The following is a 14059-nucleotide window of genomic DNA, read 5'->3' as shown; positions in this document are numbered from 1 at the left end:
GAGACACCCATGGGCCTCGTGAAAATCGACGACGACCTGCATGAGGAAGCCCGTCGGGCCAGCACAGTGATGTGCCGGTCCATCAATGCGCAGGCCGAGTTCTGGATGAAGATCGGCATGCTGGCTGAAGCCAATCCAACCTTGTCCTTCAACGAAATCGTGAAGGTGCAGTTCGCGACTGCGCATGTGAGTGTCGCGGATTTAGCGGTCGCCTAACGTGGTAAAGACCCCGGACGAACTGGCGCTCATGCGCGTATCGGGCAGGATGCTGGCGTCCGTCTTCGAGATGCTGGACGGGCAGGAGCTCGTCGGTATGTCGACATTGCAGGTCAACGATCTGGTCGACCGCTTCATCACCGTGGATCTTGCCGCACGTCCAGCCAGCAAGGGACAATATGGCTTCAAATATGTCCTGAACTGTTCGATCAATCATGTCGTTTGCCACGGCGTGCCGGGTCCGAGCGAGATCATCCGCGACGGCGACATCGTCAACTTCGACATCACGCTCGAAAAGAACGGCTTCATTGCCGATTCGAGCAAGACCTACCTGGTCGGCAATGCCCCGCCCGCCGCGAGGCGGCTGGTGCGGGTCGCCCAGGAGGCGATGTGGAGAGGCATAAGACAGGTCCGGCCCGGAGCACATCTGGGCGACATCGGTTTCGCGATCGAACGGCATGCCAAAAGGAACGGCTATTCGGTTGTACGGGAATATTGCGGGCATGGCATCGGCCGCGAGATGCACGAGGAACCGCAGGTGCTGAATTTCGGACGGCCGGGAACGGGCTTGAAGCTGCGCGAGGGCATGGTCTTCACCATCGAGCCGATGGTCAACCAGGGCACCCGCAAGGTCTCGACGACAAGCGACGGATGGACGGTCGTGACCAACGACCGGAAGCTCTCCGCCCAATTCGAACATACGGTCGCCGTCACGAGAACTGGCGTCGATGTCTTGACCCTGCGCCAAGACGAGACGCCGATGCTGGAAAGCAGGGCGTGATCATTGGTCCGTACCTGCCTTGGGTGGGACGAGAACGCGATGAAAGCAGGCGGCAAGCGAGCGGCTCGAACGGCTAGCGCCGCCATCAACGTCGACTGTGGTGCATCACAGGCGAGGCCCAATTGATGTGCTTGGAAGGCAGGCGCCATCTTTTGTGCCCCGACAAGCAACGTATCCTGGATGAAGCGCGTGCGGCATGGGAGACCAATGTGTTTGGCGTCCTCACCTGTCCAACGATGTTTTCGATTGCCGTGATGAAACACGCCCTCAAGGCAGAGGGTCTGGATACAGCCGGGCTGGCAGACGGCACATGGCGTGACCAGATGAAGGCAATCGGAGAAGCTTTGTCCGACAGCTGATTGCCGGCGGCTATCGTGCGTTGCTTGTCAGAAGCTTCGCCCCGGGCGCGTCCGAGGGCGATCTAACCTCGTGCTCTGGAGCTGCCTTGGGCAGCAACAGGCCACCTCTGGTCTCACGCAGCAGCAGCGATCAAAGTACGCGTGTATTCGTGATTTGGGGCTTCCCAGATTGTTTCGGTGCTGCCGCGTTCCAGAATCTTGCCGGAACGCATCACCATTACTTCGTCGGAAATGTAGCGAACAATCGCAAGGTCGTGGGAGATGAACAGGTAGGTCAGCCTGAGCTCGTGCTTCAGGTCTGCCAGCAAATTCAGGATTTGCGCCTGGACCGAGACATCCAGGGCCGAGGTCGGTTCATCGCAGATCACCAGTTCCGGGCGCAGGATGAGCGCGCGCGATCGCAATGCGCTGTCTTTGGCCACCGGAAAACTCATGTGGCAGACGATGGATGGAATTGTATGTCAGACCCACTTGATCGAGCGTTTCGCGAATACGCGTTTGACGCTCGGCACTGGACGATATGCCATTTGCATGCAGCACTCCGCCAAGGATCGTGCCCACCGCATGACGAGGATTGAGAGAGGCGAAGGGATCCTGAAAGATCATCTGCAGCCTCCTGCGATGGGGTCGCATGGCCCGGCTCGACAAACCGGACAGGGTGTCTTCGCCTAGAACGACCTCACCCGAGGTGGGCCTGACGAGGCCCATGATCGCGCGTGACAAGGAAGACTTGCCGCAGCCAGATTCCCCCACCAGCCCCAGCGTGCGTCCCTTCGGAATGGCAAAGGAAACGCCGTCGACAGCCCTGGCGCCCTCATATTGGATAACCAGATCGCGAACTGTCAGTGCGGGTTCTTTAGTGGGAAGCACCCCAGTCGTAGCAGGAACGGCCTGCTTCAGCGTGAAGTCGAACTCGCCATCCGGCTTGCGCACCGCCTGCACCTCGGCAAGGCGGGCCCTGTCGTAGCGCTTGCCGTCATCGAGGCGGATAGACGCTCCGATCAGCCCGCGCGTATAGGGATGGCGCCCGGCCTTGAACAATTCGGGTGACGGCAATGCCTCCATGGCCTTGCCGTGATGCATGATGATTCCCTGTCGGTCCATCGGCTGACCAGCGGCAGATCATGCGAGATCAGCAGTACCGCCATATTGAGCTCGCCGCGCAAGCGGTCGATAAGGCTTAGGATCTGCTCCCGGACCGACGCATCCAGCGCCGTTGTCGGTTCATCCGCGATCAAGAGCTGTGGCTTCAAGGCAATGGCCATGGCGATCATCACGCGCTGACGCTGACCGCCTGTGGCCGCCTCGTCGAGGACGCGCGCTGCCGCGAGTACGATCGCCTCGGTGGCGAAAGCATCGGCATGGCGCTCACCGATTGAGGCGAGCAGCAAGGGGTCGTCCTTCGCGTTTTCGGCCGGGGCAAAATAGAAGGTCCGTTCGCGACTGCCGAGAACCTCTCGGGCATCTTCGGCAATCGCTGCGGTGACGCCGGCAATGACTGTTGTCAGGAAGAGCTGCGCAATCGTGGACGAGAAGAATTTTCCCTGCGGATGCAATTCCTCGTCCCGCATGACCTCCTCCGGCGCGACTTCGACGTCGTGGAATATGGTGGCCAGTGCCTGTCAGGCGCAGGCCCATTCCGTCCCAGTCGTCGACCAGTTCGAGACCCTTTCGATCACGCGGCAGGAGCACGCTGGCGTTTGTTCCGTCCTCCAGAGCCGCGTAGGTTGAGATCCAGTCGGCGAAGATCGAGCCGGTGGAATAGAACTTCCTGCCCGACAGGCGATAGCCTGCACCATGCCTGACCAACTTGCTGCTCAGCGGGGATGCGCCGCCGGTCTGCTTGCGGTCAAGCTCGATGCCAGCGAGGCCGATCAGCTCGCCCTGGCTGACCCACTCGCGAAGCCTCTGCAGAAAGGGATCGGTGGTCGGATATACGACAAGCCGCTCGATCAGCATGAAGTGGTTGCGCCAGATATGAGTTGCTATCGGCCTTTGCGAGCTTAAGAGCCGCGGCAAAGGACCGCTCCAGGCTCGCGCCTCCGCCACCTGCCCGCTTGGGCAGTCGGTATGCGCCAAAACGCAGTTTCTTCAGGGTCTCGACGGAATCGAACGGCAGATCGCGGCCGGCATCGCGCGCCGAAGCATCCTGCGCAAACCTGGCAAGCACGTCTTCGGGGATGGGAGCAGCCCCTTCCCCGATCTCGACCGGCGCAGCAATATTCTTGACGGCGACATTCATGGCTCGGTCCTGTCGATTGAAACGGCTTCGTGTTCGCTGCCTATTCGGCAGCGACTGCAGCTATGGCCGAACGTGCGCCAAGAAGTAGCGCCGCCTCTTCGACGGCCTGCGCCGTACGCGCCTGGATTGCTTCTGATGATAAGGTGCCGTCGATGAAATCCCGGTCCGAAGCATAGATCGCAGTCGGCAGAACGAACGCCTCAAAGAACCCGAAAAGTGGCCGCAGTTGGTGTTCGACGATCAGCGAATGACGATCGCCACCACCCGTGGCAGTGAGCACGACCGGCTTGCCGCGCAGCGCCGCAGGATCGATCAGGTCGAAGAAATGCTTGAAGAGCCCGGTATAGCTGCCCTTATAGGTGGGTGAGCCGACAACAAGGACATCAGCATCAACGATCGCGCGCAAAATATCCGCAGCACCGGAATCGAGATCACGTTGCCAACGAGCGGTTGCGAGCGACGGGCCGAGGTCCTCAATATCAAAAACATTAGCCGACAAAGCTGATCGCGCGGAGATCGATCTTACAACGTGATCAACGAAACCACGCGTCTTTGAGGGGCGCGTGATATTGCCTGAAAAGCCGACAACGGTGCGATTGGACATCCACAAACTCCCAACACTCAATATCCACTAACTTTATAGACATTGAACATCGGAAGAAGGAACGAAATGCCTTCCTCATCATCCGTTGGGAGAAATTCTTACGGTCTTGATGGCCCTGACCGATAATAATGCCGGGGGAATAAAGCCTTTCTGCTCAGGCGACGTCGAGTTGCTTCATGAACTTGTCGAGTTCCGCAGGATCCATGCGCACGATGTGTTTTTCCTCGGGATAGACCCCGCTTTCGACATCGGCGACGTACTCCTGGAATGCTGCCACCCTCTCCTGCTGCAAACGCTCATACTCGGCAGCGAAGTTGCGGTAGACCTTGGAGTGGCGCGGCATGTGACCCCGATTTGTGCCGAGGATGTCTTCGGCAAACAGGTACTGCGCATCGCAACCCGTGCCGGCCCCCATCGACAGCATGAAGAGCGAAGTGCGCTTCGAAATGGCTTCGGCGACCTCAACGGGAACCACCTCTATCTCAGCCCCGAAGGCACCTGCGGCCTCAAGCTGCTTCACCGCCTCCATGATTTCCATTCCGCTGTCGGCGGTCTTCCCGACAGCCTTGAAGCCACCGGTCCAGGTCTTGCGCGACGGAATAAGTCCGACATGGCCGACGACGGGAATGGCTTCATCGGCCATTCGCTTGATCGTGGCGTAGCTGGCGCTGCAATAGACGCAGTCGGCGCCGGCCTTGAACATCCTGAACGCCCAGCGAACGAAATCATCGCCGGTGCCGATCTCGAAGAAGTTGTCGCCGGGCATGGAGAAAAGCGTCGGTGCCGCGTCGCGGTACTGAGGGTTCAGGATGAGTTCCGGCGGGATGGACACGATGTCGATGCCTGCGCGCTCGGCAGCCTCGGCCTCCTCGAGCGTCATGACGCGCAGCATCGTTAGCTGGCGCTTGCCCTTCATCTCGCGCAGATCGGCGACGGTCGGTCTCTTGCGGCTTGTACTCATGGTATCCTCATGCGGCGAGAAGTGATTTCAGTTTCGTGTCCGATGCGGCCAGCTTGTCACCCGGCGGCTTCGCGCCCCTGGCAATCAGCATCTCGGCGAGCCGGATATCGCGAGCCACAGCATTGCCCGGGCCAATACCACTGGCCGCGACGAGCCGCCCATCGGCAGCGAGGTGGAAGAGTATGAAAGCATCCGCGCCGACCTCCCGACGGACGGTCGTCACGCCTTCATCGACCAGACCCGCGATCTGCATTGAGAGGTCGTATTGATCCGACCAGAACCAGGGGACCGCGCTATGCTGCTCGCCTTTGCTCAACATGTTTCTGGCGGCAAGCGCGCCCTGTTCCTGCGCGTTTCGCCAGGCTTCAAGGCGGACACGACGACCGCCATAGATTACCAGCGGGAACGAGGCGCAATCGCCCGCAGCGAAGATGTTCGGATCGGATGTCGCCATGGTCTCGTCGACGCGGATGCCATTCTCGACGGCAAGGCCTGAATCGCTTGCTATTTCGGTGTTCGGGACAGCGCCAATGCCCACAATACAAAGGTCCGCCTCGATCCTTGCGCCGTCGACCACCAGCGAGACGGCGCGTGTCGAGTCATCAGCTGTCATTTCGGAAATGGAGACCCCGCAACGGATAACGACACCGCTTCTTCCGTGCGCCTCAGCGATGATATCGGCGATCTCGGCGGGCACGCCGCGCATGAGAATGCGCGGCTGGGTTTCCAGCACCGTGACCCTGCAGCCTCGCATCGACGCTGCCGCAGCAAGCTCCAGACCGATAAATCCCCCGCCGATAATGGCGACGTGGGCGTCGGGACGCAGGCGGGCGCGGATCGCTTCGGCATCGTCGTGGGTGCGAAGATAGACGCAACCGCCGATGCCTTCCGCCATCGGCAGGCGGCGCGGGCGCGCGCCGGTTGCGAGCAGAAGCTTGTCATAGGGAATGACGCGACCGCCGCCGAGCGCAAGCGTTCGAGCATTCCGGTCGATCCTGACGACCTCGCTGGAGAGCATCAGGTCGATACGGGCTTCCAGCAGGCGCGCGTCATCGGCAATGACCTTCGCGCCGATGGCCTCTGCCGCCATTCCGTCCTTCGACAGCGGCGGGCGCTCGTATGGCAAATGCCGCTCGGCACCGATCAGCGTGACCGGACCGTCATAACCTTCTTCGCGCAGCGCCAGCGTCGCGCGCGCGCCGCACTCGCCAGCACCAACGATCACCATGCCGGGCGTCATCGGGACATCTCCCGCAGGCCCGCCTGAGACGTAGACCGGGCAACGATCTTACGGTTATGGATTCGTGCCGTTTCCATAGCCCTTCAACCGATCTGGACCAGAACCTTCCCGGATTCCACCTTCACCGGGTAGGTCTGCAGGTTGACACAGACCGGCGCACCCTTGGCCGCACCGGTCTTGTAGTTGAAGCGGCCATTGTGCTTGGGGCACTCGATGATGTCGTCCATCACCAGTCCGTCGGCAAGATGCACCTTCTCATGCGTGCACAATCCATCGGTGGCGAAGAACTCGTCGTCGGGCGAGCGATAGATCGCGAACGTCTTTCCCGCGTGGTCGAAGCGGATGACATCCTCCTCGTCGACATCGTCTACCTCGCAGGCTTCTATCCATTCACTCATGTCACTATTCCAGGTCGTTGGGAGGAATGCCGGCCGGGCCGGCGGTCTGTCGGGCGGCCTATTCGGCGGCCGCTGGAATCACGAAATTGTGGTATTCGTCGCGATAGGGTTTTGCCGTCGGCGGCAGTTCGCGCTTGAGGTAGAAATCCTCGTAGCGCAGCTGCTTCTTGAGGACCGGCCACACTTCCTTGTAGGCGTGCCAAATCGAAGGGTTTGGCGTCGGAAGGTCGTGCTTGATCATCTCGTGCAGCCTTGGCAGCGCATGATACGGCACCATCGGGAACATGTGGTGCTCGACATGGTAGTTCATGTTCCAGTAGATGAACCGGCTGATCGGGTTCATATAGACGGTGCGCGTGTTGAGCCGATGGTCAACGACATTGTCGGCCAGCCCGATGTGCTGCAGCAAGCCGGTCATGACCATGTGCCAGCTACCGTAGATGCGCGGCAGGCCGATCAACATGAGTGGCAGCCAGGAACGCAGGTAGACCGCCAGCGCCACGGTGGCTATGTAGATGGCAACGTGCCAGCGGGCGGCGACAACGGCCTTGTAGTGCTCCATCTCGGGAATGTAGCTCTTCTCCTCGTCGTTCAGGCCGACAAAGGCCTGCCGGAACAGGCCGGGCAGCGAGTAGCGGAAGTCCAGCAGGCCCGTGAACATCAGCGCGACCTTCAGGAGATCCGGAGGGCGCATCACGGCGATCTCCGCGTCCCGGCCGACGATGATCGTGTCGGTATGGTGACGCGCATGGCTCCAGCGCCACTGGGTCGGGTTGCGCATCAGCATGAAGCTGGCGATCTGATAGACCACGTCGTTCATCCAGCGCGTGCGGAACGCCGTGCCATGGCCGCATTCATGCCAGCGGGAGTCGCTCGACGATCCATAGAGCACGCCATAGACGAAGAAGAACGGCACGCACCACCAGGTGCCCCAGAAATAGATGCCTCCGACTGCAGAGGCCAGGATTGCCGCGAACCAGATAACGGTGTCACGGATTGCGGGACCGTCGCTGCGCTGCATCAGTTCCTTTATGGCCTTGCGCGGCACATCCGTATGATACCACTCGGCCGAAGCCAGTCCGGTTTCAACGGCCTTGCGCGAGCTTTCGCCCACGAGGCTGTAGTCTCGAACCGTCTTTGATGTCGCTGCCGTCATCTCATTCTCCATCTCGTCCTCGGTTGTCCTGCGCTCCTCCTCAACTGCCTGGGGCGTGCGGCACCATGCCGACCGACCTCGGTGTGCGCGTTCAAGCCTCTCCCTGTCATGTACGTCGCTCCAGGGGCACGAAATTGCCCGAAGGAAGCGGAAAATCGGTGTCGGGCTGACGCACGATCGACGCGATGCGCTTTTCCGCATCGGCGATGTCGCCCGCTCCGCTCAGCACGCGCAGCGTCGCGTCGTAGGCGCGCTCCTCGCCATGCTCGAGCCAGATCATCTCGCCGCGCTCGCGTGCAGCCAGATCCCCCAGCACGTGGTGGGTCGAAGGCTCGATGCCCAATGCGTACTGGCCGGCCTGGAAATTCTCCCACTGGTAGGCGCAGGGCAGCTGGTCCTTGCGCGTCACGACCTCAAGGCCAAGGCCGAGCTTGTCGTTCACGATCGCGACCGGAACCGTTCCGTCAGCGGCAGCGGCCATCTCGTGCTGCCACACCTGCTCGCGGAAGTTCATCTGCGGCGCAGGTATGGTGCGATAGCCGACCTTCTGCACCTCGTAGGCGTCGCCGGCATGCCCTGCCCAGACCACGTCGCGGATTGGCGCGAGATAGCGCGACCCTTTGTCGAGCACGGGATAGCTGACATTCACATGGTAGAAGAACATGTGAGGCGTGCGCGAGAACCCGTGGTTCACCACGCGGTCGCAGATGCGGATCTCGTTGCCGCCTACATCCGCCTCGATGCGGCGGATGAGATGCAGGTCCTCGGCGAAGACGGCAGATTGCTGGACGATGCCCTCTGCCCACAGAACGCAGTCGTCGCCGGTCCACGTCTCGCCATAGCCGGTAAGCCGCGCCGGGATTCCGCCGATCCGGCCATGCAGCGAATGGCGTACGGTCTTCTTGCCGGGATAATTGTATTCGTCGGCCGGCACTTCTTCCGGTCCGAGGATGTGGTCGAGACCGCAGGTGGTGAGCAGGCCCGAGAAGGACCGCGCCCAGGCGAAACCGTTCTCGCCTTCATACTCGTGCAGGCCGGGGTGGCGGAAACCTGCCGGCGAATGCCAGCCGATCGCCTTGCCCTGGAATTCGCAGTCGGCAATGTCGAGCGCGCGATCTAGAAGCGCTGTGAAACGCAGGCCGGTGCCGGTGCGGAATTCGAGCATGCGGATGCCCCGCTCGACACCGTCTCCGAGAGTCATCAGACGCACACCGGCGAATTGCGAAAGCATGCCGGAGCGCTCCGCCACCTGCCGCCGCGTCAATGTCTGGCCGTACAGGCTTACCATCAATGCACCTTCGCCTGCTCGGCCAGCGTTGCCGCATCGACCCCCATGATCAGCGCTTCGACGCTCAGGAGGTCCGTGTCGCCGACAGTCTGCTCCGCTACGACCTCACCCCGACGCATCACGATGATCCGGTCGGCGACCTGGAACACATGGTGGATGTTGTGGGTGATGAAGAGCACCGTATGGCCTGCCGCGCGCATTTCCTTAACGAAGCGCAGCACGCCATGCGTTTCCTCGACGCCCAGATTGTTGGTCGGCTCGTCGAGGATGATCACCTTGGCGGCGAATTGCATGGCGCGTGAGATCGCGATCGACTGGCGCTCGCCGCCCGACAGCGTGTTCACGGCCGCATCGGCGTCGAGCTTCTTGGAGATGCCGACGCGCTTCAACAGCGTCGACGCCGCCTGCCGCAGCAAGGGGAAGTCGATCGGGGCGAACACGCCGAGAAAGGGCAGCTTCACCGGCTCGCGGCCGAGGAAGAGATTGCGTGCGATCGACAGGTCGGGCGCCAGCGATGTGTCCTGGTGGATCGTCTCGATGCCCAGTTCGATCGCATCGCGGGCAGAGCGGATCGTCGCCTTCTCCCCCCGGACATAGATCGCGCCGCCATCGGCGGGATGCACGCCGGAGATCGCTTTGATGAGCGTCGACTTGCCCGCGCCATTGTCGCCGAGCAGCGCAACGACCTCGCCCTCGCGGAGCGTCATCGACGCGCTTTTTAGCGCCTTCACGCTGCCGAAGGATTTGCGGATGCCTTCCAGCCGCAGGACTTCCACGCTCATCGCCGTGCTCCCCGCTTGCTGAGCATCGCGTGAAGCACGAGCATGACGAGGATGAGCGCGCCAACGAAGATATTGAAGGCAAGGCCGGGCACTCCGATCAACACGATGCCGTTTCGGATCGCGCGCAGCATGAATGCGCCCACTACGGTCCCGAGGATCGTGCCGTAGCCGCCGGTCAGCGCCGTGCCGCCGACGACCACCATGGCGATGACCTCGAGCTCATATCCCGTCCCTGCCACCGGCGACGCCGCCGAAATGCGAAAGGCGCTGATCATGCCGGCAAGGCCCGACAAGACGGAAGCGGCGATGAAGAGCCCGATCTTAACAGCGTCGGCAGGCACGCCGCGCGCGATGGCCGCATTGCGGTTCGAGCCGATCGCGCTGATCCAGTTGCCCAGTTTCGACCAGTTGAGGATGTAGGCGGCGATCAGGGTCAGGCCGATGAACCAGAACAGCGACACGTAAAGCTTGAACGGCCCGAGCTGGAAGCTACCCGCCAGAAGAGAGACGAAGATGCCAGGTTCGTTCCAGGATTTCAGCGGAAACCCCTGCGTGACGTAGAGCGCCGTTCCGCGCACGATGAGAAGCATCGAAAGCGTCACCAGGAAGGACGAGATGCCGATCTTGGTGACGATGACGCCGTTGACGGCGCCGATCGCAATGCAGACGGCGAGGCCAACGAGAAGCGCGAAGCCGATATCGATGCCCGCCTGCTGTGCCAGCAGCATGACGATGACAGGGCCGAGCGCGAACACCGCGCCGACCGAGAGGTCGAACTCGCCCGCCGTAAGCAGGAGCGTCATGGCGAGCGCCATAATGCCGAGCTCCGGCAGGAACGCCATCATGTTGGAGATGTTGAGCGGCGACAGAAAGTTCGGATTGGCGATCGAGAAGCCGGCCAGAACCACCGCCAGGATGATGAGAGACGTCACCTGGGGCGAGGCCGAAAGGCCTTGCCACCAGTTCCGACGTTCCTCGAGTCTTTCAGTCACTGTCGCCATTATTCAGCCGCCGCTCCCCACGTCATTTGCTGTAGAGCTTGAGGATCGGTTCGACGCTGTCCTTGTCGTACAGGCTGAACGTCTGGATGTCGTAGACGATCGGCTCGCCCGAGGCGGCGAGGTTCAGCAGCGCGACGGGCATGAAGCCCTGTGCGGAAGGGAACTGCCAGGCAGCCGCGTTGAAGTAGCCGGCCTTGACGGCCTCCGCTGTCTCCTTCGAGTTGCCCCAGCCCACGACCGGGATCGAGCCCGCCGCCATGCCGGCATTTTCCATGACCGGCTTTACGGCTGCCGCGACGGAATCGCCCAGCGCGATGATCGCCGGCGGATTGTTGGCGAGCATGTAGTCGCTCATCTTGGCGATGATGCCGGCCGGATCGGTGCCCGCGTCCACGACGTCATAGGTGATCTTCAACGGATCGAAGACGCTAGCGATGCCTTCCGTCTCCAGTTGCTGATAGCTGGCGCCTGGCACTTCGACCGGCAGGAAGACCTTGTCGCCCTCCTTCACCAGCTTGTTGTCGACGAGATACTTCGCCCAGATCACGCCAGCCTGCCGGAGGTCCGCACCTACATAGGCCTGGCGGCCGGTCGCCGTGTCGTCCGTGTTGAAGAAGACAACCGGGATGCCGGCAGCCTTGGCCACCTTCACTTCCTCATTCCAGAGGCCCGGCTGCGCGGATGTCGTGCCGATGCCGTCCGGCTTGGCGGCGATGGCCGAGTTGAAGGCCTCCTTCTGCGCGGCCATGTCGCCGCCTGAGAAGGAAATCTTGCAGTCGACGGCAAGCTGCGTGCACGCCTTCTCGGCTCCTGCATTCCAGTCAAGCCAGAACGCATCGGACGGACCGCCGTGCGAAAGAAGATAGAATGTCTTCTTGCCGTCCTGCGCGCCTGCGACGCCCGTGAAGGCGGCGCAGGCGAGGAGTGCAGTGGCTGCGAGTTTCAGAACGAATTTCATCTTTTCCTCCCTTTACAGACCATTCGACCGGAATTTGCCGTCGAGGAACTTCTTGGCGCGCGGCACGTCGTCCTCGCTCAGATGTTCGATGATGACCGGGATGTTCGGGTGCTTCTCGGCGAGGCGTTGCAGATAGAGGTCGTAGTTGAGCGAACCGAGGCCGGGGGCTGGCAGTTCGATTTCGCCGACGCCGCGGAAGGTGTGGCTCTCGAGCGCGTCCGCATCGCCGATGTCGGCATGCTTCTCGGTCTTGTCGTCGCCCGAGCGCTTCACATCCTTGGCGTGAGCGATCTTGATCTTGTCCGTCAGCGTGTCGAACACCTGATCGAGGATCTGGTCCATGCGATCGATGTTGTGGGTCTCGAAATAGTTGGTCGGGTCCATCAGCAGGCCGAGGCCCGGATGGTCGACCTGGGCGAACATCTTCACCGTCTCTTCGACCGAGCCGACGACATTGTTCACATAGGTTTCGAGCAGGAACACTGCGCCATGATCATAGGCGGTCTGCGAGAGGTCGGCGATGACCTTGCGGCATTCCTCAAAACCTTCCTCAGTCTTGTTCTTCTCGTGGTGAACCCAGTCCGACTCGGTGTTGTAGGTGCCGGTCTCCGAGATGACATAGGGCGTGCCGAAATGGCGCGCGTTGCGGATGATCTCCTTGAGGTAGCCAACGCGCTTGTCGCGCTCGGCCTTGTCGGGATGAATGATGTTGGTGTAGCCGGAGATGCAGCAGATCGGCAGGTGATGGTCGCGGAACGTGTCGCGCACCTTCCTGGCCTTGTCCTTCGTGATCTGCCCCGCCGACAGGTCGACATCCTTGAAATGAAGGTCGAGCTGGACGGTGTTGAAATCCAGCTCACGGATCTTCTTGGCTGTCTCTTCGAGGCCGTACGGGAAATATCCTGTGAAAATACCGGCTTGCATCATGGTGTAATTCCTCCCTTGGAAATTCAGTCGATTGCGATTTCGGAAAGCCGCACAGTGCGGCCTTCAGCGATGGAGCGGTAACCGGCCTCGATCAGGGCCATGGTCTTCACATTGTCGGCGACGGTGAGCGCGGGCGCCTCGCCCGATTTCAACGCGTGCTGAAGCTGCTCCATCACACCGATGAAGGCATGCGGGAACCACATCGTCTCCCAGCTCGGCGAAACCCACTCGCCGCCGGTCGTCGTAGCCGATGCATAGCTGAGCGTGGACGCCGTACCCGTCGGCCAGCCGATCGTTCCCTTGGCGGTGCCGAGCGTGCCTTCGACGCGCCAGGTGATGTGCTGGTCGTCCTTGTAGCCCTCCTGGCGCGGACCCGACCACACATCCTCCAGCGACAAAGCGAGCACGCCGGACGGAAAGCGTAGTGTCGAGACGACGATGCCATCCGAATGGTCGAATGTCGTGCGCGGATCCTTGCGCGTCAGCGTGGTGATCTCGTCGGGATCACCGAACAGGAAGCGCAGCGCATCGAGATGATGCACGCTCATGTTGGAAAGTGTCAGCCGGTCATATTCCTCGAGGAAACCCTGCCAGTGCGGGATCGCATGCATGTCGATCTGCGCGAAAACGATCTCGCCGAGCGCGCCCTGCTCGATGATCTGCTTGAGCACGCGCATCGACTGGTCGTAGCGCATGTTCTGGTTGACGGAGAGGATCTTGCCCGCCGCCTTGGCCTCGTCGCGCAGCTTCCTTGCCTCGTCGAGTGACAGCGCCAGAGGCTTCTGCGCGAGGATCGCCTTCACATGCGGCTGCTTCAGCGCGTGGCGGATCAACGCCGGCTGCTGATCAGGCGGGAAGGCCAGATCGATGATCTCGACCTGCGTATCCTCGATCAGTTTCTCAGGCGTGTCATGGACGGTCGGGATGCTCCATCGGTCAGCCACCTTCTGCGCGTTCGCCCTGGTGCGCGAGGCAATGGCGACGACCGGGAAGTCCGCTTCCTTATAGGCGGCAAGATGGCACTCGGCCATGATCATGCCGGCGCCGATGCACCCGATCCTGAATTCCTTTGCACGGACTTTGACGTCCGGCTCGAAGCCACCATTCGCTGAGCCATTGGCATTCGCCATTCGATCCTCCCCCTCG

The 14059-nt window shown here is 61.5% G+C and carries 18 protein-coding genes; 3 read left to right on the top strand and 15 right to left on the bottom strand.

Annotated features, from left to right (window positions below; all coding sequences use genetic code 11):
• Positions 1-9 precede the first annotated feature (9 nt).
• The 3 genes from WBQ96_RS00650 to WBQ96_RS00640 all read left to right on the top strand — a co-directional run bounded on the left by WBQ96_RS00650 (position 10) and on the right by WBQ96_RS00640 (position 1356).
• Positions 10-216: a ParD-like family protein gene (locus WBQ96_RS00650; protein ID WP_165117589.1), complete on the top strand. Its 207-nt coding sequence runs from the start codon at positions 10-12 to the stop codon at positions 214-216.
• Position 217: 1 nt separating this feature from the next.
• A complete protein-coding gene (map, locus tag WBQ96_RS00645; protein WP_336547132.1) occupies positions 218-997 on the top strand; it encodes a type I methionyl aminopeptidase in 780 nt (259 codons plus the stop codon).
• A 125-nt stretch (positions 998-1122) separates the two neighbouring features.
• Positions 1123-1356: a hypothetical protein gene (locus tag WBQ96_RS00640; RefSeq protein ID WP_337035851.1), complete on the top strand. Its 234-nt coding sequence runs from the start codon at positions 1123-1125 to the stop codon at positions 1354-1356.
• 113 nt (positions 1357-1469) lie between these two features.
• Here the strand turns inward: WBQ96_RS00640 and WBQ96_RS00635 are convergent, their stop codons facing one another.
• The 15 genes from WBQ96_RS00635 to WBQ96_RS00565 all read right to left on the bottom strand — a co-directional run bounded on the left by WBQ96_RS00635 (position 1470) and on the right by WBQ96_RS00565 (position 14043).
• Entirely contained in the window at positions 1470-1778 is a 309-nt protein-coding gene (locus tag WBQ96_RS00635; protein WP_336547136.1) for an ABC transporter ATP-binding protein, read from the bottom strand.
• A complete protein-coding gene (locus WBQ96_RS00630) occupies positions 1711-2439 on the bottom strand; it encodes an ATP-binding cassette domain-containing protein (protein ID WP_336547138.1) in 729 nt (242 codons plus the stop codon). The genes WBQ96_RS00635 and WBQ96_RS00630 overlap by 68 nt, the downstream gene beginning before the upstream one ends.
• Positions 2358-2927 (bottom strand): ATP-binding cassette domain-containing protein, encoded by a 570-nt coding sequence (locus WBQ96_RS00625; RefSeq protein WP_336547140.1) that lies wholly within the window; start codon positions 2925-2927, stop codon positions 2358-2360. The genes WBQ96_RS00630 and WBQ96_RS00625 overlap by 82 nt, the downstream gene beginning before the upstream one ends.
• A 278-nt stretch (positions 2928-3205) precedes the next feature.
• Positions 3206-3598 (bottom strand): hypothetical protein, encoded by a 393-nt coding sequence (locus WBQ96_RS00620; RefSeq protein ID WP_336547142.1) that lies wholly within the window; start codon positions 3596-3598, stop codon positions 3206-3208.
• Between the two features lie 40 nt (positions 3599-3638).
• Complete coding sequence (gene msuE, locus WBQ96_RS00615; RefSeq protein ID WP_336547144.1) at positions 3639-4202, bottom strand: FMN reductase; 564 nt, start codon at positions 4200-4202, stop codon at positions 3639-3641.
• A gap of 154 nt (positions 4203-4356) precedes the next feature.
• Positions 4357-5163: a 3-methyl-2-oxobutanoate hydroxymethyltransferase gene (locus WBQ96_RS00610; protein WP_336547146.1), complete on the bottom strand. Its 807-nt coding sequence runs from the start codon at positions 5161-5163 to the stop codon at positions 4357-4359.
• A gap of 7 nt (positions 5164-5170) precedes the next feature.
• The gene (locus WBQ96_RS00605; RefSeq protein WP_336547148.1) at positions 5171-6403 is read right to left on the bottom strand and encodes an NAD(P)/FAD-dependent oxidoreductase; all 1233 of its coding nucleotides are present in this window, start codon (positions 6401-6403) and stop codon (positions 5171-5173) included.
• Positions 6404-6486: 83 nt separating this feature from the next.
• On the bottom strand, positions 6487-6801 hold the full coding sequence (locus WBQ96_RS00600) for a MocE family 2Fe-2S type ferredoxin (RefSeq protein WP_091910889.1): 315 nt from the start codon (positions 6799-6801) through the stop codon (positions 6487-6489).
• Positions 6802-6859: 58 nt separating this feature from the next.
• Positions 6860-7957 (bottom strand): fatty acid desaturase family protein, encoded by a 1098-nt coding sequence (locus tag WBQ96_RS00595; RefSeq protein ID WP_165117604.1) that lies wholly within the window; start codon positions 7955-7957, stop codon positions 6860-6862.
• Positions 7958-8063: 106 nt separating this feature from the next.
• Positions 8064-9245, bottom strand: a complete 1182-nt coding sequence (locus WBQ96_RS00590) for an aldose 1-epimerase family protein (protein WP_165117606.1) — start codon at positions 9243-9245, stop codon at positions 8064-8066.
• Positions 9245-10027: an ATP-binding cassette domain-containing protein gene (locus tag WBQ96_RS00585; protein WP_165117608.1), complete on the bottom strand. Its 783-nt coding sequence runs from the start codon at positions 10025-10027 to the stop codon at positions 9245-9247. The genes WBQ96_RS00590 and WBQ96_RS00585 overlap by 1 nt, the downstream gene beginning before the upstream one ends.
• On the bottom strand, positions 10024-11019 hold the full coding sequence (locus tag WBQ96_RS00580; protein WP_336547152.1) for an ABC transporter permease: 996 nt from the start codon (positions 11017-11019) through the stop codon (positions 10024-10026). Before WBQ96_RS00580 ends, WBQ96_RS00585 begins: the two co-directional genes overlap by 4 nt.
• 31 nt (positions 11020-11050) lie before the next feature.
• A complete protein-coding gene (locus tag WBQ96_RS00575) occupies positions 11051-11986 on the bottom strand; it encodes a sugar ABC transporter substrate-binding protein (protein WP_336547154.1) in 936 nt (311 codons plus the stop codon).
• 12 nt (positions 11987-11998) lie between these two features.
• Positions 11999-12913: a sugar phosphate isomerase/epimerase family protein gene (locus WBQ96_RS00570; protein WP_165117614.1), complete on the bottom strand. Its 915-nt coding sequence runs from the start codon at positions 12911-12913 to the stop codon at positions 11999-12001.
• Between the two features lie 23 nt (positions 12914-12936).
• The gene (locus tag WBQ96_RS00565) at positions 12937-14043 is read right to left on the bottom strand and encodes a Gfo/Idh/MocA family protein (protein WP_336547155.1); all 1107 of its coding nucleotides are present in this window, start codon (positions 14041-14043) and stop codon (positions 12937-12939) included.
• Positions 14044-14059: the final 16 nt, after the last annotated feature.

This window comes from Mesorhizobium sp. CCNWLY176, from assembly GCF_037153935.1.
In the GTDB taxonomy this organism is placed as follows: domain Bacteria; phylum Pseudomonadota; class Alphaproteobacteria; order Rhizobiales; family Rhizobiaceae; genus Mesorhizobium_M; species Mesorhizobium_M zhangyense.
This window is presented reverse-complemented; position numbering and strand designations above follow the sequence as displayed.